Origin of the sequence: Microbacterium protaetiae, from assembly GCF_004135285.1 — a bacterium.
In the GTDB taxonomy this organism is placed as follows: domain Bacteria; phylum Actinomycetota; class Actinomycetes; order Actinomycetales; family Microbacteriaceae; genus Microbacterium; species Microbacterium protaetiae.
This window is the reverse complement of record NZ_CP035494.1, coordinates 2,883,859-2,907,528: the sequence shown is the minus strand read 5'-3', so window position 1 is coordinate 2,907,528 and position 23,670 is coordinate 2,883,859. Positions and strand designations below refer to the sequence as shown.

Annotated in this window: 23 protein-coding genes and 1 tRNA gene; 10 read left to right on the top strand and 14 right to left on the bottom strand. The window is 67.3% G+C overall.

All coding sequences use genetic code 11. The annotated features are described in order from the left end of the window. Positions 1-44 precede the first annotated feature (44 nt). From ET475_RS13425 to ET475_RS13415, 3 genes are all read right to left on the bottom strand, one after another. Entirely contained in the window at positions 45-1,235 is a 1,191-nt protein-coding gene (locus ET475_RS13425) for a branched-chain amino acid ABC transporter permease (protein ID WP_129391222.1), read from the bottom strand. After that, on the bottom strand, positions 1,232-2,242 hold the full coding sequence (locus ET475_RS13420; RefSeq protein ID WP_129391219.1) for a branched-chain amino acid ABC transporter permease: 1,011 nt from the start codon (positions 2,240-2,242) through the stop codon (positions 1,232-1,234). The genes ET475_RS13425 and ET475_RS13420 overlap by 4 nt, the downstream gene beginning before the upstream one ends. A gap of 101 nt (positions 2,243-2,343) precedes the next feature. Then, complete coding sequence (locus ET475_RS13415; RefSeq protein WP_129391216.1) at positions 2,344-3,573, bottom strand: branched-chain amino acid ABC transporter substrate-binding protein; 1,230 nt, start codon at positions 3,571-3,573, stop codon at positions 2,344-2,346. A 233-nt stretch (positions 3,574-3,806) separates the two neighbouring features. Between ET475_RS13415 and gndA the strand changes: the two genes are divergently transcribed. Both gndA and ET475_RS13405 read left to right on the top strand, forming a co-directional pair. After that, positions 3,807-5,255 (top strand): NADP-dependent phosphogluconate dehydrogenase, encoded by a 1,449-nt coding sequence (gndA, locus tag ET475_RS13410; protein WP_129391213.1) that lies wholly within the window; start codon positions 3,807-3,809, stop codon positions 5,253-5,255. A gap of 23 nt (positions 5,256-5,278) precedes the next feature. Continuing rightward, complete coding sequence (locus tag ET475_RS13405; RefSeq protein ID WP_129391210.1) at positions 5,279-5,716, top strand: VanZ family protein; 438 nt, start codon at positions 5,279-5,281, stop codon at positions 5,714-5,716. A 3-nt stretch (positions 5,717-5,719) separates the two neighbouring features. On the opposite strand, the gene ET475_RS13400 is transcribed toward ET475_RS13405, so the two are convergent. After that, complete coding sequence (locus ET475_RS13400; protein ID WP_129391207.1) at positions 5,720-6,697, bottom strand: helix-turn-helix domain-containing protein; 978 nt, start codon at positions 6,695-6,697, stop codon at positions 5,720-5,722. A gap of 85 nt (positions 6,698-6,782) precedes the next feature. On the opposite strand from ET475_RS13400, the gene ET475_RS13395 reads away from it, so the two are divergent. The 3 genes from ET475_RS13395 to ET475_RS13385 all read left to right on the top strand — a co-directional run bounded on the left by ET475_RS13395 (position 6,783) and on the right by ET475_RS13385 (position 9,305). After that, positions 6,783-7,016, top strand: a complete 234-nt coding sequence (locus ET475_RS13395; RefSeq protein ID WP_129391204.1) for a hypothetical protein — start codon at positions 6,783-6,785, stop codon at positions 7,014-7,016. An 82-nt stretch (positions 7,017-7,098) separates the two neighbouring features. After that, entirely contained in the window at positions 7,099-7,827 is a 729-nt protein-coding gene (locus ET475_RS13390; RefSeq protein WP_129393971.1) for a response regulator transcription factor, read from the top strand. 59 nt (positions 7,828-7,886) lie between these two features. Continuing rightward, the gene (locus ET475_RS13385) at positions 7,887-9,305 is read left to right on the top strand and encodes a sensor histidine kinase (protein WP_129391201.1); all 1,419 of its coding nucleotides are present in this window, start codon (positions 7,887-7,889) and stop codon (positions 9,303-9,305) included. Here the strand turns inward: ET475_RS13385 and ET475_RS13380 are convergent. The 5 genes from ET475_RS13380 to ET475_RS13360 form a co-directional block, all read right to left on the bottom strand. After that, positions 9,299-10,870 carry an FAD-dependent oxidoreductase gene (locus tag ET475_RS13380; RefSeq protein WP_165310932.1) on the bottom strand — a complete coding sequence of 524 codons (1,572 nt, stop codon included), beginning with the start codon at positions 10,868-10,870 and terminating at the stop codon, positions 9,299-9,301. The two genes, ET475_RS13385 and ET475_RS13380, sit on opposite strands and share 7 nt — an antisense overlap. Beyond that, complete coding sequence (locus ET475_RS13375; RefSeq protein WP_129391198.1) at positions 10,867-13,578, bottom strand: cation-translocating P-type ATPase; 2,712 nt, start codon at positions 13,576-13,578, stop codon at positions 10,867-10,869. Before ET475_RS13375 ends, ET475_RS13380 begins: the two co-directional genes overlap by 4 nt. Positions 13,579-13,609: 31 nt before the next feature. Then, positions 13,610-14,644: a ribose-phosphate diphosphokinase gene (locus ET475_RS13370; protein WP_129391195.1), complete on the bottom strand. Its 1,035-nt coding sequence runs from the start codon at positions 14,642-14,644 to the stop codon at positions 13,610-13,612. Next, complete coding sequence (glmU, locus tag ET475_RS13365; protein ID WP_129391192.1) at positions 14,619-16,079, bottom strand: bifunctional UDP-N-acetylglucosamine diphosphorylase/glucosamine-1-phosphate N-acetyltransferase GlmU; 1,461 nt, start codon at positions 16,077-16,079, stop codon at positions 14,619-14,621. The genes ET475_RS13370 and glmU overlap by 26 nt, the downstream gene beginning before the upstream one ends. Before the next feature lies 1 nt (position 16,080). Next, positions 16,081-16,152: transfer RNA gene (locus ET475_RS13360), tRNA-Gln, on the bottom strand. Between the two features lie 70 nt (positions 16,153-16,222). Here ET475_RS13360 and ET475_RS13355 point away from each other — a divergent pair. Further along, positions 16,223-16,720: a MarR family winged helix-turn-helix transcriptional regulator gene (locus ET475_RS13355; protein ID WP_129391189.1), complete on the top strand. Its 498-nt coding sequence runs from the start codon at positions 16,223-16,225 to the stop codon at positions 16,718-16,720. Here the strand turns inward: ET475_RS13355 and ET475_RS13350 are convergent, their stop codons facing one another. Further along, positions 16,721-17,383 (bottom strand): flavin reductase family protein, encoded by a 663-nt coding sequence (locus ET475_RS13350; protein WP_207205351.1) that lies wholly within the window; start codon positions 17,381-17,383, stop codon positions 16,721-16,723. It lies immediately after the preceding gene. A gap of 61 nt (positions 17,384-17,444) precedes the next feature. Between ET475_RS13350 and ET475_RS17900 the strand changes: the two genes are divergently transcribed. The 4 genes from ET475_RS17900 to ET475_RS13335 all read left to right on the top strand — a co-directional run bounded on the left by ET475_RS17900 (position 17,445) and on the right by ET475_RS13335 (position 20,446). Then, complete coding sequence (locus tag ET475_RS17900) at positions 17,445-17,612, top strand: hypothetical protein (protein WP_165310930.1); 168 nt, start codon at positions 17,445-17,447, stop codon at positions 17,610-17,612. A gap of 23 nt (positions 17,613-17,635) precedes the next feature. Continuing rightward, entirely contained in the window at positions 17,636-17,935 is a 300-nt protein-coding gene (locus tag ET475_RS13345) for a DUF1905 domain-containing protein (protein ID WP_129391183.1), read from the top strand. Positions 17,936-17,973: 38 nt separating this feature from the next. Continuing rightward, entirely contained in the window at positions 17,974-19,785 is a 1,812-nt protein-coding gene (locus tag ET475_RS13340; RefSeq protein WP_129391180.1) for an ABC-F family ATP-binding cassette domain-containing protein, read from the top strand. Positions 19,786-19,867: 82 nt separating this feature from the next. Then, positions 19,868-20,446, top strand: a complete 579-nt coding sequence (locus ET475_RS13335) for a hypothetical protein (protein ID WP_207205350.1) — start codon at positions 19,868-19,870, stop codon at positions 20,444-20,446. 80 nt (positions 20,447-20,526) lie between these two features. Here the strand turns inward: ET475_RS13335 and ET475_RS13330 are convergent, their stop codons facing one another. Genes ET475_RS13330 through ET475_RS13315 form a run of 4 tightly spaced genes read right to left on the bottom strand, consistent with a single transcriptional unit; the run spans position 20,527 to position 23,666 of the window. Beyond that, the gene (locus ET475_RS13330) at positions 20,527-21,438 is read right to left on the bottom strand and encodes an ABC transporter substrate-binding protein (RefSeq protein WP_129391177.1); all 912 of its coding nucleotides are present in this window, start codon (positions 21,436-21,438) and stop codon (positions 20,527-20,529) included. Positions 21,439-21,460: 22 nt separating this feature from the next. Then, on the bottom strand, positions 21,461-22,174 hold the full coding sequence (locus tag ET475_RS13325; RefSeq protein WP_129391174.1) for an ABC transporter permease: 714 nt from the start codon (positions 22,172-22,174) through the stop codon (positions 21,461-21,463). After that, positions 22,171-22,848 carry an ABC transporter permease gene (locus tag ET475_RS13320; RefSeq protein WP_129391171.1) on the bottom strand — a complete coding sequence of 226 codons (678 nt, stop codon included), beginning with the start codon at positions 22,846-22,848 and terminating at the stop codon, positions 22,171-22,173. Before ET475_RS13320 ends, ET475_RS13325 begins: the two co-directional genes overlap by 4 nt. Next, entirely contained in the window at positions 22,845-23,666 is an 822-nt protein-coding gene (locus ET475_RS13315) for an ABC transporter ATP-binding protein (RefSeq protein WP_129391168.1), read from the bottom strand. The genes ET475_RS13320 and ET475_RS13315 overlap by 4 nt, the downstream gene beginning before the upstream one ends. Positions 23,667-23,670: the final 4 nt, after the last annotated feature.

Here is a 23,670-nt window from a genome sequence, read left to right as displayed (position 1 = left end):
GTTGGGGTCGTCGAACGACTCCTCAGGGGTCGATGTCGTCTCGCTCACGATGCCGCCCCTTCGGTCGTTCCCCCGCGTCTGACCGCCGGAGCGGGCGGCTCGGCGTCACGATGCCGCACCTTGCGCGCATAGGCGAGCAGGCGCACCTTCGCCGGCACCAGGCCCTGCGAGCGGTAGATCATGAGGACCACGAGCGCGACACCGAAGATGAGGTACTTGTAGTCGGCGATCGCGGTGAACCGCAGCGGAATGTATGCGACGATGGCGCCGCCGATCAGCGCGCCCACCTTGTTTCCGGTACCGCCCAGCACGACGGCTGCCAGGAAGAGGATCGAGGTCTGCACATCGAACTTCTGGTTGTTGACGAAGCCGACCTGCCCGGCGAAAAGGGCACCCGACAGACCGCCCACGCACGCGCCGATCGCAAAGGCCCAGACCTTGTATTTGAACGTGGGAACGCCCATCGTCTCTGCCGCGTCTTCGTCTTCGCGAATGGCGATCCAGGCGCGCCCCACCCGGCTGCGCTCGAGGTTGCCGACCAGCAGCGTCACGATGATGATGATCGTCAGCGTCAGCCAATACCACGGCGTCCCGTTGGAGTTCGCGAAGATCGGGATGCCGTCGGCCTGGGTTCCGGGCGGATGCCCGACGTTCTGGAAGCCGACCTGCCCCTTCATCGCCGGGATGATCGTGGCGAGGATCCGCACGATCTCACCGAAACCGAGGGTCACGATCGCCAGATAGTCGCCGCGCAGCCGCAGTGTGGGCACACCGAGGATGACGCCGAAGATCATCGCGACCGCCATTCCCACCGGCAGGGTCCACAGATAGGGGATCTTCATGAGCGGCGAGTCGGGGCTTGTCAACAGCGCCGATGTGTACGAACCGACGGCGAAGAACGCCACGTAACCGAGGTCGAGCAGGCCCGCATAGCCGACCACGACGTTCAGGCCGACGGCGACCAGTGCATACACGGCCATCGAGAAGCATGCCAGCGGCCAGTCGTTGCCCGGTTCTGTCGTCAGTGGGAAGACGTTCAGATACGGCAGCGCGTAGGCGAGTGCCACCACCAGCAGCATCCACGCCCACTGACCCTGCCGGGGCAGGCCGTCCCACTTCTCGCGCAGGCCGACGAACGGGCCGTGCCGCTTGACGACGACGGATTCAGTCTCGATGGCCTCGCGTGCCGATTCCGCGTCGGGCAAGATCCGCGGCCCGTCTGATGACGTGCTCATGCGCGACTCCTTCCCAGAGCGGTTCCCAGGATTCCGGTCGGGCGGATCAGCAGCACGAGCACCAGCACCACGAAGGCCACGACGTCGGCCCATTGCGAGTCGCCGAGCAGGATCTGCCCGTAGTTGCCGATGATGCCCAGCAGCAGGCCGCCCAGCAGCGCACCGCGCACGTTGCCGATGCCGCCGAGCACTGCGGCGGCGAACGCCTTGATGCCGAGGATGAATCCGCCGTTGTAGATGACGCCCGAGGGCACGAGCATGACGTAGAACAGCGCGGCGGCGCCCGCGAGCAGACCGCCCAGCACGAAGGTGATGACGATGATGCGCTCTTTGTTGACGCCCATCAGGGTCGCGGTGTCGGGATCCTGGGCGACGGCACGGATGCCGCGCCCGGTGCGGCCGCGACGGATGAACAGATCCGTGGCCACCATGAGAACGATGGCCGCGATCACGATGATGATCTGCTGGCTGAAGATGATGGTGCCGAACACGTTGAACACCGGCGAATTGACGAACATCGTCACCGCCGGCTCCGCGTTGGCGCCGCGGATCACGAAGATCAGGTACTGCACAGCGAACGAGGCGCCGATGGCGGTGATCAGGAATGCCAGCCGCGGCGCATTGCGTCGCCGCAGCGGTCGGTAGGCGATGCGCTCCAGAAGGAAGGCCATGAGCGCCGAGCAGATCATGCCGACGATCAGGGCCAGCAGCAGATCGGCGATAATCGACCCGATCCCGATCGTCGGGGCACTCGGCCCGAAGCCGAGGGCCGTGAGGGTCATCACGACGCCGTAGGCGCCGACGATGAACACTTCAGAGTGCGCGAAGTTGATGAGGTTCAGCACGCCGTACACCAGCGTGTAGCCGACGGCGATCAGGCCATAGATGGCGCCGAAGGTCAAACCGTCGAAGGTGGCGCTCCAGAAGTTCTGTGCCAGAGCGTTGAAATCGAGGGTGATCCAGGAATTGTCCAGGACGGGATGGGTGGTCAGGAGCAGGTCGAGCATTCAGGCTCCGCTACGGTTCGGGCGACGCGTCGCGCGGGATGGATCGGATTCAGGTGGAAGGGCTGCGGCGCCGACCTGGTGTCGGCGCCGCAGCCCTTCTCTCACTGTCCGATGACCCCGATCGGCACGATCTTGCCGTCCTGAACCTTGTAGCCGTAGACGGCCGGGGCGGCGAGCTCGCCTGTGGAATCCCACTTGTAGTGCTTGCTCAGGCCGTCGGCGTCGTACGACGACACCCACGAGAGCAGATCGGCGCGGGTCTGCTTGCCTGCGTCGATGCCGGCCAGCAGCACCGTGGTGGCGTCGTAGCCCTCAACCGAGTAGGTCCCCGGTGCCGCGTTCGTGAGCTTCTGGTAGGCGTCGGAGAACGAGGGGATCAGCTCGCCCGGGATGCAGGGGCAGGTGAAGTACGCACCGTTGGACGCGTCACCGGCCAGCTTGATGAACTGGTCGTCCTTCACGCCATCGGGGCCGACGAAGGTGCCGGTGTAGCCCTTGTTGACCAGCTGCTGCAAGAAGGGCGCACCCTCGGCGTAGTAGCCGGCGTAGTAGACCGCGTCGGGCTTCGCGTTGATGATCTTCGACGCGACGGCCGAGAAGTCCTTCTGGCCGGTGGTCACCTTGTCGGTGCCGACGAGTGCGTCGCCGAGAGCCTCAGAGGTGGTCTTGGCGAGACCGATGCCGTAGTCCGAGTCGTCCTGGACCAGGTAGACCTTCTTGGCCTGCAGCTTGTCGGTGATGAACTGGGCCGCGGCCGGTCCCTGCACCGAGTCGTTGCCGAGGCCGCGGAAGAAGGTCTTCCAGCCGTTCTTGGTCAGATCGGGGTTCGTCGCCGCCGGGGTGATGTGCACGAGACCGCGCTGGTCGAAGATGTTGCCGGTGGCCTTCGACTCACCCGAGAAGGGCAGACCGACCACGCCGATGATGTCTTTCTCGTTGACGGCCTGCGTCACCGGGCCGGTGGCCTTGTTCGGGTCGCCCTCGGTGTCGAACTTCTTGAAGGCGACCTGGCAATCGGGGTTGTTCTCGTTGTGCTCGTTGATGGCCAGCTGCACGCCGTTGTAGATGTTGATGCCGAGCTGCGCGTTCGGGCCGGTCTCGGCACCGACATAAGCGATGGTGACACCGTCGCACTTCGCGTCACCGCTGCCAGCGGGCAGCACTGCGTTCGCGGGCGTGTCGATCGAGGTGATAGCAGGGATGTCGACCTTGGCGCTGCCGGCGTCGCCGGATCCGCCCGACGTGGTGGCGGCCGGCTGGTTGGCGCAGCCCGCGAGCATGAGCAGGGTCGCGGCCGCGGCCACTCCCGCCAGTGCTGTCTTTCGCAACATGTGATTGCCTTCCGAAATCGGGTCCACGACCGGGTGCGCACGGGCAACCCCGCACAACCGTGGACTGGGTGGGCAAGAGATTACCTCTCCAGGGCACCGATCGCATACTCCACACAGCGATTCGTCGTCATCGGTATCGGCTTGTAACGCAACAGAAACACATTCCGACGTGTCGGTCGGGGTGCGCCCAGTACGCTGAGAGGCACCCCGCCGTCCATCACAAGGAGAGCACTGTGCCCGAAGCCACCGCCAACATCGGAGTCGTCGGACTCGCCGTCATGGGCTCGAACCTCGCCCGTAACCTGGCGTCACGTGAGGGCAACACGGTCGCCGTGTACAACCGCAGCCGCGCCAAGACCGACGAGCTGCTGACCGAGCACCCCGAAGCCGGCTTCGTTCCCGCATTCTCGTACGACGAGTTCGCGGCGTCGCTGACTGTGCCGCGCACGGCGGTGATCATGGTCAAGGCCGGTGCCGGCACCGACGCCGTCATCGATGAGCTCGTGAAGGTCTTCGAGCCCGGCGACATCATCGTCGACGGCGGCAATGCGCTTTTCACCGACACCATTCGCCGCGAGAAGGCCGTGCGCGACACCGGCATCAACTTCGTCGGCATGGGAGTCTCGGGCGGCGAAGAAGGCGCCCTGCTCGGCCCGTCGCTCATGCCCGGCGGCTCCGACGAGTCGTGGGTCACGCTCGGTCCGATCCTGCGGTCGATCGCCGCCGTCGCCGAGGGCGAGCCATGCGTGACGCATGTCGGCCACGATGGCGCAGGTCACTTCGTCAAGATGGTGCACAACGGCATCGAGTACGCCGATATGCAGCTCATCGCCGAGGCCTACGATCTCATCCGGCGCGGCACCGGCAAGACGCCGGCCGAGATCGCCGACGTGTTCGCGCAGTGGAATGAGGGCGAGCTGAACTCGTATCTCATCGAGATCACCGCCGAAGTGCTGCGGGCACAGGATGCCGCCACCGGCGCACCGCTGGTCGATGTCATCGTCGACCAGGCGGGGGCCAAGGGCACCGGCGGCTGGACAGTGCAGACCGCGATCGACCTGGGCGTGCCGGTGTCCGGCATCGCCGAGGCGGTCTTCGCGCGTTCGGTGTCGAGCCACCCCGAGCAGCGCGCGGTCGCCGCGAACCTGCCCGGCCCGGTCGACGAGCTGCGCGTCGACGACGCAGAGGCCTTCATCGAAGATGTGCGCCTGGCCCTGTTCGCGTCGAAGATCGTCGCATACTCGCAGGGCTTCGACGAGATCCGTGCGGGGGCAGCTCAGTACGGATGGACCATCGACCTGGGTGCGGTCGCCAAGATCTGGCGCGGCGGATGCATCATCCGCGCACAGTTCCTCAATCGCATCTCCGACGCTTATGCCGAGGTGCCCGATCTGCAGGTTCTGCTCACGGCGCCGTACTTCGTCGACGCCCTGCAGCGTGCCCAGGATGCCTGGCGCCGGATCGTCGCGCAGGCGGCCGCCGCCGGCATCCCCTCCCCCGCCTTCTCATCATCGCTGGCCTACTACGACGGCCTGCGTGCTGACCGGCTGCCCGCCGCGCTCATTCAGGGGCAGCGCGACTTCTTCGGCGCCCACACCTATCGGCGCGTCGACCGCGAAGGAACGTTCCACACGCTGTGGTCGGGCGACCGGTCTGAGATCACGGCCGAGGACACCCACTGAGCACCACCCGCGTCACGCCCGCCATGCGCGTTCAGCGCACGGCGGCGCGTCTCGTCCTCACGGCGCTGACCGCCGGCTATCTGTGGGCGGTGGCCTGGATGACGCTGCGCGCGCAGCCCTACGGCGCCGACATCGCCACCGGCTTGGACCGTCTGCTGCGCTGGTTCGCCGAACACCCCTCGACCGCGTGGATCACCTTCGACCGCCTCGAGTTCGCCTCGAACATCGCGATGTTCGTGCCGCTGGGAATTCTCGCGGTGCTGTGGTTCGGGGTGCGCGGTTGGTGGGCGGCGATCGTGATCGGCGCCGTGATCAGCGCGATGATCGAAGGCTCCCAGGCGATCCTGCTGAGTACGCGTGTGCCCGACGTGCGCGACATCGTCGCCAACACTCTCGGTGCCACCGCCGGGATGCTCCTGATGCTGCTGCTGGCGTTTCTGCTGACCCCGCGGCGGTCGTGATCCTCAGACCGCGGCGTGTGCGTCGTCACAGGCGAAAGAGCGCCGATAGGCAGTGGGAGCCACGCCCACCTCACGGGTGAAATGGTGCCTCAGCAGCGTCGCGCTGCCGAACCCCGATGACGCCGCTATGTCGTCGATCGAGGCATCCGTCGACTCCAGAAGAAGTCGAGCGTGCAGCACGCGCTGAGCGGTGAGCCACTGCAGCGGCGTCACGCCCGTCTCGGCGACGAAACGGCGGGCGAAGGTGCGTGATGACATGTGGGCGCGTGCCGCCAACGCCGCGATACTGTGCGGTTCGTCGAGGTGAGTGTCCATGTACGCCAGAACGTCGACGAGCGCGTCGCAGTCGGTCTCGGGAACCGGACGGTCGATGTACTGCCGTTGCCCGCCGTCGCGCTGCGGCGGCACGACCATGTTGCGCGCTATCACATTCGCCGCGGCACTGCCCAGCTCCCGTCGCACAAGATGCAGGCAGGCGTCGATGCCGGCAGCGGTACCTGCGCTCGTGATGAGATCGCCATCGTCGACGAACAGCACATCGGCATCGACATGAGCGGTGGGATGCCGCCGCTGCAGTTCGTCGGCGTGGCGCCAATGCGCGGTGCAGGCGCGGCCGTCGAGCAGCCCTGCGGCCCCCAGCACGAACGCCCCCGAGCAGGCGCTGAGCACCGTCGCTCCACGGCGGGCCGCCCGTCGCAGCGCCGCGAGCAGCTCGGGCGGATACTCGTCGTCGTCGCGAATGGTCGTCGCCGGCACGGCGATGACATCGGCATCGTCCATCGCCTCGAGGCCTCGCTCGGGCGTGACCGCAACCCCAGCCTGCGTGATGACCGGACAAGCCGGCTCGACGCCGCACACCCGGAAATCGAGCCGTGGCACGTCGGAGTACCCGCTGCGGTCCAGGCCGAAGACCTCGCCGAACACGCCGAACTCGAAGACCGCCAACCCGTCGATCACGGGAACCGCCACACTGCGCAACATGACCTCAGCATAGTGGCGTGATATTTACGAAGATAGTCCTTCTGCCATCTCGTGGCAGTATCTACATGATCGTAATGTCAGAGCCATGATCAACGACGAAGTCATCGGCTCCTCCTTCCCCACTCCACGGCACCGGTGGTTCGCGCACCCCAGAACCGTGCGGACCGTATCCCAGCGCGACGCGACAGCCGCACGCCCGCGCATCGTCTGGCGCTGGTCGCCCCGCGAGATACTGCACCGCGGCGGCACCGTCACCCGCGACCAAGAGCGCGCGTATCGCGATCTGCAGGCCGCACAGGATCGCAGCGATTGGCGCTGAGGCAGGTTCCCTCATTCACAGGAACGGCATAGTCTCTCCCATAGCTCCCTCACAGTCGGTTGAGGAGAATCGGGGTATGACCATGACCGCATCGGGAACCTCACTGCAGCGCGCCGACGGCTCCGCGCCGCGCATTCTTGTCGTCGACGACGAGCAGATGCTCACGGATCTGCTCTCGATGGCGCTGCGGATGGAGGGCTGGGACGTGCAGTCGGCCGCCAGTGGCTTCGAGGCCCTGCAGGCCGCGCGCGATTTCGCCCCTGACGCCATGGTGCTCGACATCATGATGCCCGATCTCGACGGCATGAGCGTGCTGCAGCGGCTGCGCCACAGCGGCAACAACGTTCCGGTGCTGTTCCTGACCGCCAAAGACGCCGTCGGCGACCGGGTCGCCGGTCTCACCGCCGGTGGCGACGACTACGTCACCAAGCCGTTCAGTCTCGAAGAGGTCGTGGCGCGTTTGCGCGGTCTCATGCGCCGCGCCGGCACCGCACAATCGGCAGAGGCCGAGCCGATTCTGCGCGTGGGTGATCTGTCGCTGAACGAAGACAGCCATGAAGTCGAGCGCGCCGGCCGCGAGATCGAGTTGACCGCGACCGAGTTCGAACTGTTGCGCTATCTCATGCGCAACCAGCGCCGCGTCGTCTCCAAGGCGCAGATTCTCGACCGCGTCTGGAACTACGACTTCGGCGGCCGATCGAGCGTCGTCGAACTCTACATCTCCTACCTGCGCAAGAAGATCGACCAGGGGTTTGAGCCGCTGATCCACACCGTGCGCGGCGTGGGGTACATGATCAAAGCCGCCCAGTGACCCCGCCCGTCGCGCCGGCGCGTCTGGCTCGGCGCCACCTCAACTTGCAGACGCGTCTGATGGCGACGGTCATCGGCATCGTCGCCCTCATCCTGGCTGCCGTCGCCCTGGCCACCGGGGCGATCCTGGGCAGCATCCTGCAGCAGAACCTCGACAACAAGGTGCAGGAGTCGGTCAGCAGCCTGCGGATGCCGCGCCCCTCACTCACCGGCAGCACACTGGCCGCCTACCAGATTCTGCAGGAATCGCCGCCTCGCGCCGGCTTTCTGCTCGTCGCCGGTACCGTGGGCGGGGTGCCCGACGGCGCCTACATCGACGACGACGGCGCCGTACAGCAATTGACCGCCCGCCAGGTCGAGCAGGTCGTCTCGGCCGTGGAACACGCACGCACCGCCACCGTCGAGGTCGACTCATTGGGCGCCTACCACGTGCGCACCGGGGTACTGGGCAACACGTATGCGATCGCCGGCGGACTGCCCATCACCGAGGTCAACCAGACGATCGCCCAGATTCTCACCACGGTCGGGCTGGTCACCTTCGGTGGCCTGCTCCTGCTCGCCGCTGCCATCGCCGTGGTCATCCGACAGGGCCTGCAGCCGTTGCGCGCCGTCGCCGATACCGCCACGCGCGTGGCAGAGCTGCCGATGTCAGAGGGCGAGGTCTCGATCTCCGAGCGTGTGCCGGTCGCGCCCGGCGCCGCCGGAACCGAGATCGGACGGGTCGGCACCGCGCTGAACACGCTGCTCGATCACGTCGGGGCATCCCTTCAGCAACGGCAGCACAACGAAGAGCGCATGCGCAGCTTCGTCGCCGACGCCAGCCACGAGCTGCGCACTCCCCTGGCGTCGATCCGCGGATATTCCGAGCTCTCGCTGCGCGATCCCGAACTGGGCGACTCGACGCAGCAGGCACTCGAACGCATCCAGGCGCAGTCGCTGCGCATGACCGCACTCGTCGAAGATCTGCTGCTGCTGGCTCGTCTCGACGAAGGCCAGGAGCTCGTCTTCGGCGCCGTGGACCTCACCCGGCTGGCCGTGGAAGCCACCGGCGACGCGCAGGTGGCCGGTGGCGACCACTCCTGGATCGTCGATGTCCCCGAAGAGCCGATCATCGTCGCCGGCGACGCCGCCCGCCTGCACCAGGTGATCGCGAACCTGCTGGCCAACGCGAGAACCCACACGCCGGCCGGCACAGAGGTCACCACGCGCGTCTCGCGCGAGGGCACGACGGCGGTGCTCAGCGTGCACGACGACGGGCCGGGCATCGACCCGAGCATCGCCGATGAACTGTTCGAACGCTTCGCGCGCGCCGATCGATCCCGCGCCCGCAAGACCGGTGGGACCGGCCTCGGCCTCTCGATCGCCCGCGCGATCGTCGCCGCACACCACGGCACCATCACGGTGCGCAGCATCCCTCACGACACGACGTTCGAGGTGCGCCTGCCTGCGCGACCCGCCGATCCACCGCCGGCTCAGTAGCCGCTGAAGGCGTCGGTGGTCAGCGACCGGGCCTGCTGCAGCGTCGGCGCGAGATCGGCGAGCAGACCCGCCGGTCCCGATGCGTACGCGTGTCGGGCGGCGATGTCAGGCACCGCGCGGCGCAGAGTCTCGGCATCCAGCCGCGCCCCGCGCGCCCAGAACCAGTTCTCGGCGAGGTCAACGGGCTCGTCGCGGGTGAAGACGATGACCCGTACTCCCGCCTGTTCGAGATCCGCGCGGAATGCGAGCTCGGCGGCCTGACTGGCGACGTAGACGAGAACGATGTCGCGCTGCTGGCCGACAAGCGCCAGATGGCGCAGCTGCGAAACGAACGGCGTCACACCGATACCGGCGGCCACCAGCAGCAGCGGAGCCGACGATTGCCGAGGCAACACGAAGTCGCCCCACACTCCGGTGACCGCCAGAGCATCACCCGGCGCGACAGCGGCCAGCGCCTTCTTGAAGCTCGATTGGGGTCCACCGCCGTCGCGGAACGCTATGCGCACGCCAGGCAGGTCTTCGGGCGCCGAGACGATGCTGAACTCACGGCGGGTCCCTCGCGCGTCGGGGTGGCGGTGCGGTACGTCGAGCTCGAGGAACTGGCCCGCGGCGAACGTGAATCCGCGGCTGGCCCGGAACCGAAGCTCGCGCACTGTCGGGGTCAGCTGTGTGCGGGCCTCGAACACGAGCCGCACGGCTGCGCGCACCGCGAACGCGAAGGCCAGCAGATTGCCCACCAGAACCGCGCGCTCTTGCCCCAGCCCGACCGGGAAGGTTCCGAACAGCGGCGCCCACCCCACGAGCACGCCCACCACCGCAGCCACGATCAGCTGCTGCCATCGCCGCGGCGGCAAGGTCAGGGGTTCCGACAGCACGAACGCACCCAGGAACAGCACGGGCGACGACCACAGCTGCTGCACCAGCAGCGTCCAGGCATCCATCGCCACGCCCTGCTGCGCGTACTGCACGCCCACGGCAACGATGCCGACCACAATCGCCACCACCCAGAACAGCGCTATCACCCGCAGCTTCTCGGTGCGCCAGACCAGAGCAACGCCGAGCAGCAGCACTATCGGCCCGAACAACGGCGAGCCGATCCACCATGACGAGCCGCCCAACTCGTACAGCCCGGTGATGCTGGAGATCAGTGTGAGCACGGTGGCGCCCACCGCGGCCGGGTTGAAGACGTGGCGCCCGCGCCATGCGAGAAGGTACTTCGACGCGGATGCCACGGCTGCGGCGATCGCGACACCCGCAAGCGCAACCGGGCCGATGCCGGGGCGCAGGATGAACAACAGCACACCGGCGGTGATCAGTGACGATTCGACCCGCCACGGCAGATGCAACAGGCGCTGGGATGCCGCATCCACGACCCCGCACACGACCACCAGTACCGCCGCTGTGGCCAGGATCTCGACGGGGGTCGGCCCGGCCAGATCTGCCGCCGACAACAGCAGCGCTATCGCCGCGAGCAGGCCCAGGCACAGCAGCGCCAGGCGGTACATCGACACGCGTCCGAGAACGGCGAAGACGCGATTCCACCCGGCGTTGAGTGCGGCGATCACTCCCCCACCTCGCGCGGAGCGCGACGCCGGCGCAAGGCCTTGAGCAGCTCGACCAAGAGGAACACGGCTATCGACAAGACGATCGGCAGCAGCCATGACTGCACGGCCAGCGGACGCGAGCCGAACAGGTCGTTCATGAACGGTACGTACGTGTACAGAAGCTGCAGCACCACCAGTGCCAGCGCCGACCACCACACCACGGGGTTTCCACGCACGGCATCGACGGTGAGGCTCGATCGCGACAGCAGACGGCAGTTGAAAAGATAGGCGAGCTGCCCGAGAGCCAGCATCGCCACCGCCTCGGTACGCGCGTAGTGGACGTCGACGCCGGTGGCTGCCACCGCATAGAAGACGCCCAGCGTCGCGCCGCCGATGAGCACCGAGACGATCAGCACGAAGCCGAGTTCGCGCAGCGACACTATCGAGCCTCCCGGCGTACGCGGCGGGCGCGACATGATGCCGCGCTCGGCCGGCTCGTATGCGAGCGCGAGCGACAGTGTGAGAGCCGTGACCATGTTCACCCACAGCACCTGCACCGGCGTCAGTGGCAGCACCAAGCCGAACACGATGGCCACCAGGATCACCAGTGACTGCGCGCCGTTGGTCGGAAGCAGAAAGACGACCGACTTGCGCAGGTTGTCGTAGATGCGCCGCCCCGCACGGATGGCGCTGCGGATCGTGGCGAAGTTGTCGTCGGCCAGCACGATCTCGGCGGCCTCTTTCGTCGCCTCGGTGCCCTTGATGCCCATCGCCACGCCCACATCAGCACGAGTGAGCGCCGGGGCATCGTTGACCCCATCGCCGGTCATGGCCACGACCTCACCGCATGACTGCAGAGCGCGCACGATGCGGATCTTGTGTTCGGGACTGGTACGGGCGTACACGTCGACCTCTTGCACGACGTGCTTGAGCTGCTCTTGACTCATCGCCTCGAGCTCGGTGCCGGTCAGCACCGGAGCGTCGGGGTCAGCGACCAGACCCATCTCGCGAGCGATCGCCAGGGCGGTGCCGGCGTGGTCACCGGTGATCATCTTCACCCGGATGCCGGCGTGGTGGCAGTCGGCGATGGCTTCGATCGCCTCGGGGCGGGGCGGGTCGAGGATTCCCCACACGCCGAGGAACTCGAGGTCGTGCAGATCGTCGAGTGCGACATCGGCGCGGTCGGCAGTGACCGGCAGGCGGGCCGCCGCCAGAACGCGCAGCCCCTCGCCACCGAGTCGGGCGATGACCTCTTCCCAGCGCGTCACATCGAGCTCGTCGCGACCGGCCGGGCCGCGCTGGCCGCTCGAACGCTCGAGCAGACGATCCGGCGCTCCCTTGACCAGAATGGCCCGCGAGCCGTCGGCGGCCTGATTCAGCGTGGCCATGAGCTTGTGCGCCGAGTCGAAGGGCACCACGGCGACCCGTGAGGCACCGTCGGCCGATGCGCCGCCCTTCATCGCGACGACCTTCAGCGCCCCCTCGGTGGGTTCGCCGACGAGACTGAATTGCTCGGGACCTTCCGACGCCGGCACGATGTGGGCGTCGTTGCACAGCGTGGCCACAGCGAGGATCGCCGCAAGGTCGCCACCCGCGTCACCAGTGGTGTCGACGCGGGTGATCGAGCCTTCGGGGGCGTAGCCCAGGCCGCTGACCTCATACTCGGCGACCGGCGTGATGATGCGGCGCACCGTCATCTCGTTGCGGGTCAGGGTACCGGTCTTGTCCGAGCACACGGTGGTCACCGAACCGAGCGTCTCGACAGCGGGAAGCTTGCGGGTGATGGCCTTGCGGCGCGCCATCTGCTGCACCCCGATGGCCAGCGTGATCGTCACCAGCGCCGGCAGGCCCTCGGGGATCGCCGCGACGGCGAAGCCGATCGTTGCCGAGATGAGATCGCCGAACGGCATCTGATGAACGAACCGGCCGATCGCGAGCATGATCGCGGCCATGCCCAGGATGACCAGGGTCAGCTTGCGACCGAAGTCGTCGAGCTGCTTGGTCAGGGGGGTGTCCAGCGAACCGGCGTCGCCGACGAGCGCCTGAATCGTGCCGATCTCGGTGTGCATGCCGGTTCCGGTGACGATGCCGCGCCCCTGCCCCGCCGACACTATCGTTCCCGAGAAAGCCATCGAGGTGCGGTCACCCACGCCCGCGTCGGCGGCCACCGGCGCGATGTTCTTCGACGATGGCACGGACTCGCCGGTCAGCGCCGACTCATCCACGCGCAGCTGAAAGGTCTGAAAGAGACGCACATCGGCCGGCACCCGGTCACCGGGCGCCAATCGCACGACGTCACCGGGCACAAGGTCAGCCGCGGGCACTGTCTGCCATCCGCCATCGCGTCGCACCGAGGCATCCGCCGACAGCATCCCACGGATGCCCGCCAGCGCCTTCTCGGCCCGCCCTTCCTGCACATACCCGATCACCGCGTTTATCACGGCGACGGCCACGATGACCCAGAAATCGAGCCAGTCGGCCATGATCGCCTTGATGGCGGCGGCGCCCAGCAGAATGTAGATGAGCGTGTCGTTGAAGTGCAGCAGGAACCGCACGAGAGCGGGTTTGCGCGGCGGCTCGGGCAGCACGTTCACGCCGACCTCGGCCAATCGCTCGCCCGCCTGAACGGTCGTGAGCCCCGCGGTGTCGGTACCCAGCGCCGCGGTGACGTCGTCGACCGACGACGCGAACGGATGCGTGACCGATACTCCCTGGTTCGTGACCACCATCTGCCCGTTTCCTCTCAGGCTGCGGCGCCGATCACGCCTCGCCGTTGAACATGCTGGTGACCGACCCGTCGACGAACACCTCGTGGATGGCCCGCGCCAGCAACGGCGCGATCGGCAGAACCGTCAACGAGGGGAACCGCTTCTCGTCGGGCAACGGAATCGTGTCGGTGACCACGACCTGGTCGATGAGGGGGTCCTGCAGCCGCTCGACAGCCGGGTCGCTGAAGACGGGGTGGGTCGCCGCGACGATGACCCGCTCGGCGCCGTTCGCCTTCAGGGCTTCGGCGGCCTTGAGGATCGTGCCGCCGGTGTCGATCATGTCGTCGACCAACAGACACACCCGGCCGCGCACACGACCGACGATCTCGTTGACGGTGACCTGGTTGGCCACGTTCGGGTCGCGCCGCTTGTGGATGATCGCCAAGGGGGCATCCAGCGAGTCGGACCACTGGTCGGCCACGCGCACCCGACCGGTGTCAGGCGAGACCACGGTGAGGTTCTCTCGATCAGCGGGGCTGAGCGTGCGCTGGAAGTAGTCGAGCAGCACCGGCTTGGCGAACAGGTGGTCGACCGGACCGTCGAAGAATCCCTGGATCTGCGCCGCGTGCAGGTCGACGCTCATCACCCGGTCGGCGCCGGCGGTCTTCAGCAGATCGGCGACCAGCCGGGCGCTGATGGGCTCGCGCCCGCGACCCTTCTTGTCTTGGCGCGAGTAGGGATAGTACGGCGCGACGACGGTGATGCGTTTCGCAGAGGCGCGTTTGGCGGCGTCGAGCATGATCAGCAGCTCCATGAGCCACTCGTTGACCGGTGGGCCGAACGACTGCACCAGAAACACGTCGCAACCGCGCACCGACACTTCGAAGCGCGTGAGGATCTCGCCCGAGGCGAACGTGCGGTACTCGGTGGGCACGATCTCGGTGCCCAGCGCCTTGGCGACTTCGTCGGCGAGCGCGCGGTGCGAGCGCCCCGAGGCGACCACCAGGCGCTTCTTCGTCTTGGCGACCAGTCCCGGCGCTATGCCACGCTCACGATCGAGATCAACCTTCTTGTCCTTGTGGCCCATCGCCCGCCTTCTGTGCGGACCGGGTTGCGACATCCGCCGCCGCCGTGCCCGGTCGGTTCTTCTCGACCCACCCCTCGATGTTGCGCTGGGGTGCCACGCTGATCGCCAGGGCACCGGCGGGCACGTCCTTGCGGACGACGGCGCCGGCGCCGGTCTTCGCGCCATCCCCCAGCCTAATGGGCGCGACCAAGACCGTGTGTGAGCCGGTGTGCACCTGGTCTCCGATCTCGGTGTGGTGCTTGTGCACATCGTCGTAGTTGGCAGTGATGGTTCCCGCGCCGAGGTTGGTGCCCTCGCCCACGGTCGCATCGCCCAGGTAGATGAAATGGGGCACCTTGGTGCCCACTCCGACCTGCGCGTTCTTGGTCTCGACGAACGAGCCCACCTTCACATCTGCCGACAGCACCGTTCCCGGACGCAGGTGCGTGAACGGGCCGACGCTGACCCGGTCACCGATCACGGCGAGATTCGCGTCCACCCGGCGCACCACGGCCTGCTCGCCGACCTCGCAGTCGATCAGGGTCGTGTCGGGGCCGACGGTGGCCCCGGTGGCTATCGTCGTGGCTCGTTCGATATGCGTGTTCGGCAGCACGGTGACGTCGGGGGTCAGGGTCGAAGTCACGTCGATCCAGGTCGTGGCAGGATCCACGATGGTGGCCCCCTCCATCTGCCACCGGCGCACCGTGCGGGCGTTGAGAAGTCGGCCGACCTCGGCGAGCTGGGCGCGGTCGTTCACGCCGTAAGTGAGGGTCACATCGTCGACGACGGATGCCGCGACGTGTTCGCCGGCGCGACGCAGCAGCCCGGCGACATCGGTGAGGTACTTCTCTGCCTGGGCGTTGTCGGTGCCCACGCGCGGCAGCTGCGCGCGCAGTGCCTCGGCACGAAAGACGTAGACCCCGGCGTTGATCTCATCGACGGCGGCTTCGTCGGCCGTGGCATCCTTCTGCTCCACGATGCGCTCGACACCACCCTCGGCATCCCGGATCACACGCCCGTAACCACGCGGATCGTCCACGACCGCCGTCATCAGCGTGACGGCCGCGCCGGCGGAGCGGTGACCTGCGACGAAGTCGGCCAGGGTCGCGGCATCCAGCAGCGGAACGTCGCCCGAGAGCACCAGCACGTCGCCCGCGAAATCGGGCAGCTGCGCGAGGGCGACCTCGACGGCACGCCCGGTGCCGGGGATCTCGTCCTGGTCGACGACCCGAGCCTCGGGAGCCTGTTCGGCGATGGATGCCGCCACCAGATCGCGCTCATGCCGCACGACCACGAGCACCTCGGCCGCGCCCAGCGCACGTGCGGTCTGAAGCACGTGGCCCACCAGCGGCCGTCCGCCGATGGGATGCAGCACCTTCGGCAGCGACGATTTCATCCGCGTGCCCTGACCGGCTGCCAGGATGACGACGGCGAGGTCCTGATCGGTGTTCTCCATGCTCCGCCGCCAGGATTCGAACCTAGACCTCACAGCTCCAAAGGCTGTCGTGCTGCCATTACACCACGGCGGACCGCCGCGACTGCGGCCTCATCAAGTCTGCCAGATCAGAAACGTCACGCTTGCTAGGTGAGAATGGAACCATGGCGCAGCTCAGCGACGAGGTCGATCGGATCGTGGAGGCATGGAACCGGCAACGGCCCGATCTCGACTTCTCTCCGCTCGAAGTTCTCTCTCGGGTCGACCGGCTCTCTCGGCACCTCGACCACGCGCGCCGCGATGCCTTTCGCCGCAGCGAGCTGGAACCGTGGGAGTGGGACGTGCTCTCGGCACTGCGCCGCGCCGGCGAGCCGTTCCAGCTCACACCCAAGCAGCTGCTGCAGCAGACACTCGTCTCGTCAGGCACCATGACCAACCGGATCGACCGGCTCGTGGGCCGGCGGCTGGTGCACCGCGAGGCCGATCCTGCCGACGGACGCAGCATTCTGGTCGTGCTCACCCCCGACGGGAAGATCCGCGTGGATGCCGCCATCACACGGCTCGTCGACGCCGAGGCCGTGCTGCTCGCACGACTCTCACGCACCGACCGTGACCGGCTCGCCGCACTGCTGCGCAAGCTCAGCCTCGGCTTTGACACCTGATCAGTCGATGACCGGCGGCGGGGCCCAGCGGCTCGAGTCCAGCCAGCCCGCCTCCGGGCCGCGATCGAAGAAGTGCCGAAAAGCGTAGATGAGCGGATGCCACACCCTCGGATCGATCTCGCCTGTGCCCTCCGGCACGAGGGCGGGGTCGGCATGCACGCGCAGCACCTGCGCCTCGACCATGAAGTATCCGCCGTCCAGTCCGGGCGTCATGCGGCGCACGGTCGCTTCGAACTGCAGCGCGCATTCCTGCACGCGGGGCGCGTCGACGAGCTCTGAGGCCTGCGGCGTGAGCTGGGCGGCGCCGAACTTGTCCTTCTCGAACCGGTAACGCTTGCTCTTGTCCGCCGGAACCGGATGGCGCCCGGTCAGGTGCGACAGTCGCACAAGAGCAGGCCACAGCGGCGCAGAGGGGAAGTTGACCGTGATCCCGGGGCGATCGGCGATGTTCTGCGCCGTCTGTCCTGCGGCCTCCAGACCCAGGCACAGCATGTCGCCCAGGGCCCAATGCGACGATGCCGCCGCCAGGTTGGGAGTGCCATCCGAGTTCGTCGACGCGATGAGGTAGGCGGGCGTGCCCACGTAGAGCACGTGCGGGTGCGCGACGATGTGCGTCTCGATGGAGGTGGCAGCGGAGGGGTCGGCGGAGGGGTCGGCGGTCATGATGCGAAAATATCAGCGGTGCGCCCGCCCGCGGCCCGGTATGACGGCGCATGATGAACACATGGGCGATGACGAGCGGATGCGGCACGAGCCGCTGATCATGGAGCCTGAAGGCGGGGATGCCGCGTGCTGGCTGCCCGCGCTGTGCGCCGAGTGCGGGGCGATGATCGAGGGAGCACCGGGCACCGCGTGCTGGCGGTGCGGCGGCACCCGGCGCGAGGGCGACTGAGCCGTTCTGGCTACAGTGGGCGAATGGCCGGAATCCGGTACGAGTTCGAGTGCACGCTGTTCCGCTGGGCGGCACGGCGTGAACTGTGGGTGTTCGCCCGCGTGCCGCCCGAGATCTCTGAAGAGATCCACGACATGCCGCTGCCACGCGGCGGCTTCGACTCGGTGAAGATCACCGCTTCGCTCGGCTCGTCGCGCTGGCAGACATCGATCTTTCCCGAATCCGACGGCACCTACGTGCTCGCGATCAAGCAGGCGATTCGCCGGCGCGAGGGCGTGGACCTGGGCGAGACAGTGCGAATGGCGATCGAACCCGTCGTCTGAAGGATCGGCACAGCCGGGTGCCCTAGCCTGAGAACGATATGGCACATCTTCTCGGGGGCGAATCCCTGCATCTGGAATACCCCACCCGGGTCGTCTTCGATTCGATCAGCCTCGGCGTCGACGAGGGCGACCGTATCGGCATCGTCGGTCGCAACGGCGACGGCAAGTCGTCGCTGTTGGGGATGCTCACCGGGCACGTCGAACCCGACGGCGGCCGGGTCACCGTGCGCGGCGGCGTGCGCATCGGGGTTCTCGAGCAGCAGGACACCCTCAGCGATGACGAGACGGTGGGGCACGCAATCGTCGGCGATCTCGCCGAGCACGAATGGGCCGGTGACGCACGGGTGCGCGACATCATCGCGGGTCTGGTGGCCGATCTGCCGTGGGATGGACGAATCGGGATACTGTCGGGCGGCCAGCGCCGGCGTGTCGCGCTGGCCGCGCTTCTGGCGCAGGATCTCGACGTGATAGCCCTCGACGAGCCGACCAACCACCTCGATGTCGAGGGCATCTCCTGGCTCGCGACGCACATGCGCTCGCGCTGGCCGGCACACGCCGGTGCGCTGCTGGTCGTCACCCACGACCGGTGGTTCCTCGACGAGGTGTGCACGGCCACCTGGGAGGTCCACGACCGCACCGTCGAGCCGTTCGAGGGCGGCTATGCCGCATACATCCTGCAGCGCGTCGAGCGCGACCGTCAGGCTGCCACCATCGAGCAGCGCCGGCAGAACCTCGCCCGCCGCGAGCTCGCCTGGCTGCGCCGCGGAGCGCCCGCGCGCACCTCGAAGCCCAAGTTCCACATCGACGCGGCCAACGCCCTCATCGCCGACGTGCCGCCGCTGCGCGACAACGTGGCGTTGCAGGCCCTGGCCACCGCGCGGCTCGGAAAGGACGTCGTCGATCTGCTCGGAGCGTCGGTGAGCTACCCCGACCCCGACACCGGTGCGCCGCGCGAAGTGCTGCACGATGTGCAGTGGCGCATCGCACCGGGCGAGCGCACCGGCATCCTCGGTGTCAACGGCGCCGGAAAGTCCACGCTGCTCGGGCTCGTCGACGGCCGGGTCGCGCCCACCTCGGGGCGCGTCAAGCACGGCAGGACCGTACAGGTGGCCGCCCTCTCGCAACGCATGGACGAGCTCGACGAGCATCTGCACAAGCCGGTGCGGCTGGTGCTCGAGGCCTTGCGCACCACCTACACGTTCGGCACGGGGTCGAAGGCGGCCGAGCTCACGCCGGGTCAGCTGCTGGAGCGCATGGGGTTCTCCAGCGCCCAGCTGTCCACCCCGGTCAAGGATCTCTCGGGTGGCCAGAAGCGTCGGCTGCAGCTGCTGCTCGTGCTGCTGAGCCAGCCGAACGTGCTGATCCTCGACGAGCCCACAAACGACCTCGACACCGACATGCTCGCGGCGATGGAAGAACTTCTCGACTCGTGGCCGGGCACGCTTCTGGTCGTCTCGCACGACCGGTACTTCCTCGAGCGGGTGACCGACCAGCAGTATGGAATTCTCGACGGTCGTTTCCGTCATCTTCCGGGGGGCGTAGACGAGTACCTGCGGTTGCGTGCCGATCAGCGGTCACGTCCGGCGCCGGTGACAAGGCAGGATGCCGCTGCGCCGGCACTCGGTCTGACCGGCGCCGACCGACGCACCGCCGAGAAGGAGGTCGCCTCGATCGATCGGCGGCTGCACAAGCTTGAGGGCGAGATCGCCGCGGTCGACGAACGTCTTGCCACCGCGCACGATGACTACGACGCGTTGATCAGCCTGCAGCGGCAGCGCGAAGCACTCACCGGCGAAAGCGCCACGCTCGAAGAGCGCTGGCTGGAGCTTTCGGAGGCGCTGGAAAGCTGACACGCCCCGCGTGGTCCCTTGAACTTCACCGCGGACGGGGTCACCATGTGCATGAGGGGACTCTCATCGAAGAAGGTTCATCATGCAATTCGCCGTATCGATGTTCCCGCCCCTGGCCCTCGGTTTCTTCGGACTCGGGACCGGCTACCTGATCTATGGCCCGCAAGAGCTGTTCGGGTGGCCGCCACGAGACGAACGGGTCGATCGCGCCACCGGCATCTGGGGCATCTGGTTGCCCGGATTCTGTCAGTTCGTGACAGGCATCATCCTGTTCGTCGGGCTGTCATGGTTCCAAGTGTTCAACGAAGCACCGCTGTACATGGCCGCGCTCGCGTTCTCTGCCTATGGCATTCACTGGTTCGCCATCGGCTACAACCGCTACCGCGGCAATGACCCCCGCCCCAACGCGGGAATGTGCGTGGCGTTCTTCATCATCTCGGTCGTGGGCCTGGTCGTGTTCTTCACGGCCGGAGACTGGCCGGTGGGTCTGCTGTTCCTGGGCCTCGCGCTCATCTACCTGTCGGACTTCTTCGCTGCCATCGGAATGAAGTGGGCAGAACGCGCACTGGGCTTCTGGCACATCGTCACGGGGTTGTGGCTGATGTACCTGATGGTCGCCGTCGCGTTCAACTTCTCGCTGGGCTGGTCACTCGCCGTCTGAGCGCCGCCCGTTGACAGGCGCATCACCCCGCTGCCGCCGAACCGTGTTCCCCTCGAAACGGCGGCGGCGGGGTGATGCGTTCAATTCAGACCGTTGTCGGACAGGAACGCCTTGGCGATGTCGGCTGACGACTTCTTGTCCACCGTGTTCTGCACGTTCATGTCGACGAGCGCTTCGGGCGTGAGCTTGGCCTGCACAGCATTGAGTACGTCGGCGACTTTGTCCTGCACCGTCGTGCTGACCACCGGCACCACATTCGAAGCCAGGATCATACCCTTCGGGTCGTTCAGCACGACGAGGTCGTCGGTCTGGATGCGCGGGTCGGACGTATACACGTCGGCGACGTTCACGGTGCCGGCGACGAGGTCTTCGACGGTGGTGTCTCCGGTGCCCTTGAAGCCGATGTCGATGCCGTAGATACTCTTCAGACCCTTCGGCCCATAGGGCCGATCGGCCAACTCGGGGTTGCCTCCGAGGGTCAGCTTCTCGGTGACGTTCGCCAGGTCGGCGATCGAGGTCAGCTGGTACTTGTCGGCGAACGCCTTGGTCACCGTGTACGAGTCCTGATCGGTGGCCGTGGCCATGTCGAGCACGGCCAGCGAGTCGGGCAACGCGTCTTTCAGCGCGGCATACACGTCGTCAGGGGCAGTGGCGGTGGCGTCTTTGTCGAGGAACTGCAACAGGTTGCCGGTGTACTCGGGGAACACTTGGATCTCACCGCTTTCCAGCGCCGGCATATAGGCGTCGCGCTGGCCGATGCTGAACTTGCGGTCGACCTTCATGCCGGCGCCCTCAAGCGCCTGCGCGTAGATCTCGGCAATCGTCTCGTTGGAGGGATACGACTGTGAGCCGACCACTATCGTCGCCGCGTCACCGCCCGCAGTGCCTTTCGTCGGCTCGTCGAGTGGGTTGTTCGACGCGCATCCGGACAGCGCCACGACCGCGCCCACGAAGGCGGCGGCGATGGCGAGGGTTTTTCGTGCAGAGAGCATGTGATTCTCCTTCTCTCGGGGTTCAGGCGGCGACTGCTTCGAGTCGCGCAGGTTCGGGATGCCGCGGCCGGCCGCCACGCAGGGCGCGCGGGGTCGAGGCCCGCTGCGCCAGGGCGAAGAGCCCGTCGAGCGCGAGGGCGAGCACGGCGACGATGATGGCTCCGCCGAGCACCATGTCGAGCTTGCGCAGCGGAAGGCCGGTGATGATGTATTGGCCGAGGCCGCCGATGCCCACATAGGCGGCGATCGTCACGGTGGCCACCACCTGCAGCACGGCCGAGCGGATGCCGGCGACCAGCAGCGGAAGACCAAGGGGCACCTCGATGCGCCAGAGCACCTGCCAGGGCGTCATCCCCATCGCACGCCCCGCGTCGATCACCGACCGGTCGATGGCCTCGAAGCCGGCGTAGGCACCGGCCAGGATCGAAGGGATGCCCAGGATCACGAACGTGACGACGGCGGCCTCGGGCTTGTGGATGACGCCCATCAGCAAGACAAGCAGGATGAACAGCCCGAACGACGGAATCGCGCGCGCGGCGCCCGAGACGGCCACAGCGATATCCCTCCCCCGGCCGGTGTGTCCGATCAGCCACCCCAGCGGCACGGCGATGACGATGGCCACGAGAACCGACACCAGGGTGAACAGCAGATGGATGCCGATGGCCACCGGAATCGGATCGGTGCCCGACAGCTCGCCGGAGAAGATCCAGCGGATGGCGTCGATGATGAAACTCATGCGATCGCCTCCCGGGTGCGCACGGCGAGAGCGTGACGACGGGCGGGGTGTGCCCAGGGCATGAGCGCCCGACCCAGCAGGACGAGCAGGGCATCGACGATCACGGCGATGATGACGACCGCCACGATGCCCGCGAACACCTCGATGAGAATGCGCCGCTGCAGCCCGTTCGTGAACAGGTAGCCGAGGTTCTCGACGCCGACGAGGATGCCCACGGTGGCCAGTGCTATGGTGCTCGAGGCCATGACCCGGGTGCCGGCGAGGATGACGGGACCGGCGAGTGGAAAGTCCACGGTGAAGAATCGGCGCCACGGACCGTACCCCATGGCGACGGATGCGAGGCGCACATCGTCGTCGACCGAGGCCAGTCCGTCGGCGACGGAGCGGACCATCAGCGCGACGGCGTACAGCGTCAGCGCCACGATGAGATTGACGTCGCTGATGTAGCTCGTGCCCAGGATCACCGGCAGCAGCGCCAGCAGCGCCAGTGACGGGATCGTGTAGAGCAGCCCGGTCACCACCAGCAGCGGGCCGCGCACGAGGCGATACCGCCAGGCGACCCAGCCCAGCGGAACCGAGATCGCGAAGCCCAGCACGATGGGAATAAGGCTGTGCCGCAGATGCTGCAGCGACAGCTCAAGGATCAGTCCGAGATTGTCGGCGACCCAGCTCACCCGGGCTCCTCCACGAGCGCTCCCTGCGTGCGGCCCTGCGCGTCGACGACCACGGTGCCACGTGCGGTCTTCTTCAGTCGCAACGCGCGGCTGCCGCGCTCGGCCCCGATGAAGGTCGCCACGAAGTCGGAGGCCGGGGCCTCGATGATCTCGCTCGGACTGCCCACCTGCGCGATCTGGGCGCCCACCTCGAGGATCACGACCTGATCGCCGAGCAGGAACGCCTCGTCGACGTCGTGCGTGACGAACACTATCGTCTTGCCGATCTCGCTCTGCAGCCGAATGAGCTCTTGCTGCAGCTCGGCCCGCACGATCGGATCGACCGCTCCGAACGGTTCGTCCATCAGCAGGATGTTCGGGTCGGCGGCCAGTCCTCTCGCGACGCCGACACGCTGCTGCTGACCGCCGGACAACTGCCCGGGATACCGCCGGGCCAACGACTCGTCGAGACCGACCGTGCGCATGAGTTCACGAGCCCGGGCTCGGGCATCCCTCTTCTTGATCCCCTGCAGAACAGGCACCGTGGCGATATTGTCTTCGACGCTCTGGTGCGGCAGCAGACCCGCGTTCTGCATGACGTACCCGATGCTGCGCCGCAGGGCCACCGCCGGGCGCGACGCGATGTCGACGCCGTCGATCTCGATCGCCCCCGAGGTCGCGTCGACCATGCGGTTGATCATGCGCAGCAGAGTGGTCTTGCCGCAGCCGCTCGATCCGACGAACACCGTGGTCTTGTGGGCAGGGATGACGAGGTTGAAGTCCCGTACGGCACGCGTGCCGTCGGGGAACTGCTTCGTGACGTTGCGGAACTCGATCATGCGG

Coding starts and splice junctions, on each gene's coding strand:
- ET475_RS13425 (WP_129391222.1), bottom strand. CDS start 1,235: ATGAGCACGTCATCAGACGGGCCGCGGATCTTGCCCGACGCGGAATCG.
- ET475_RS13420 (WP_129391219.1), bottom strand. CDS start 2,242: ATGCTCGACCTGCTCCTGACCACCCATCCCGTCCTGGACAATTCCTGG.
- ET475_RS13415 (WP_129391216.1), bottom strand. CDS start 3,573: ATGTTGCGAAAGACAGCACTGGCGGGAGTGGCCGCGGCCGCGACCCTG.
- ET475_RS13405 (WP_129391210.1), top strand. CDS start 5,279: ATGCGCGTTCAGCGCACGGCGGCGCGTCTCGTCCTCACGGCGCTGACC.
- ET475_RS13400 (WP_129391207.1), bottom strand. CDS start 6,697: ATGTTGCGCAGTGTGGCGGTTCCCGTGATCGACGGGTTGGCGGTCTTC.
- ET475_RS13395 (WP_129391204.1), top strand. CDS start 6,783: ATGATCAACGACGAAGTCATCGGCTCCTCCTTCCCCACTCCACGGCAC.
- ET475_RS13390 (WP_129393971.1), top strand. CDS start 7,099: ATGACCGCATCGGGAACCTCACTGCAGCGCGCCGACGGCTCCGCGCCG.
- ET475_RS13385 (WP_129391201.1), top strand. CDS start 7,887: ATGGCGACGGTCATCGGCATCGTCGCCCTCATCCTGGCTGCCGTCGCC.
- ET475_RS13375 (WP_129391198.1), bottom strand. CDS start 13,578: ATGGTGGTCACGAACCAGGGAGTATCGGTCACGCATCCGTTCGCGTCG.
- ET475_RS13370 (WP_129391195.1), bottom strand. CDS start 14,644: ATGGGCCACAAGGACAAGAAGGTTGATCTCGATCGTGAGCGTGGCATA.
- glmU (WP_129391192.1), bottom strand. CDS start 16,079: ATGGAGAACACCGATCAGGACCTCGCCGTCGTCATCCTGGCAGCCGGT.
- ET475_RS13355 (WP_129391189.1), top strand. CDS start 16,223: ATGGCGCAGCTCAGCGACGAGGTCGATCGGATCGTGGAGGCATGGAAC.
- ET475_RS13350 (WP_207205351.1), bottom strand. CDS start 17,383: ATGACCGCCGACCCCTCCGCCGACCCCTCCGCTGCCACCTCCATCGAG.
- ET475_RS17900 (WP_165310930.1), top strand. CDS start 17,445: ATGGGCGATGACGAGCGGATGCGGCACGAGCCGCTGATCATGGAGCCT.
- ET475_RS13345 (WP_129391183.1), top strand. CDS start 17,636: ATGGCCGGAATCCGGTACGAGTTCGAGTGCACGCTGTTCCGCTGGGCG.
- ET475_RS13340 (WP_129391180.1), top strand. CDS start 17,974: ATGGCACATCTTCTCGGGGGCGAATCCCTGCATCTGGAATACCCCACC.
- ET475_RS13335 (WP_207205350.1), top strand. CDS start 19,868: ATGCAATTCGCCGTATCGATGTTCCCGCCCCTGGCCCTCGGTTTCTTC.
- ET475_RS13330 (WP_129391177.1), bottom strand. CDS start 21,438: ATGCTCTCTGCACGAAAAACCCTCGCCATCGCCGCCGCCTTCGTGGGC.
- ET475_RS13325 (WP_129391174.1), bottom strand. CDS start 22,174: ATGAGTTTCATCATCGACGCCATCCGCTGGATCTTCTCCGGCGAGCTG.
- ET475_RS13315 (WP_129391168.1), bottom strand. CDS start 23,666: ATGATCGAGTTCCGCAACGTCACGAAGCAGTTCCCCGACGGCACGCGT.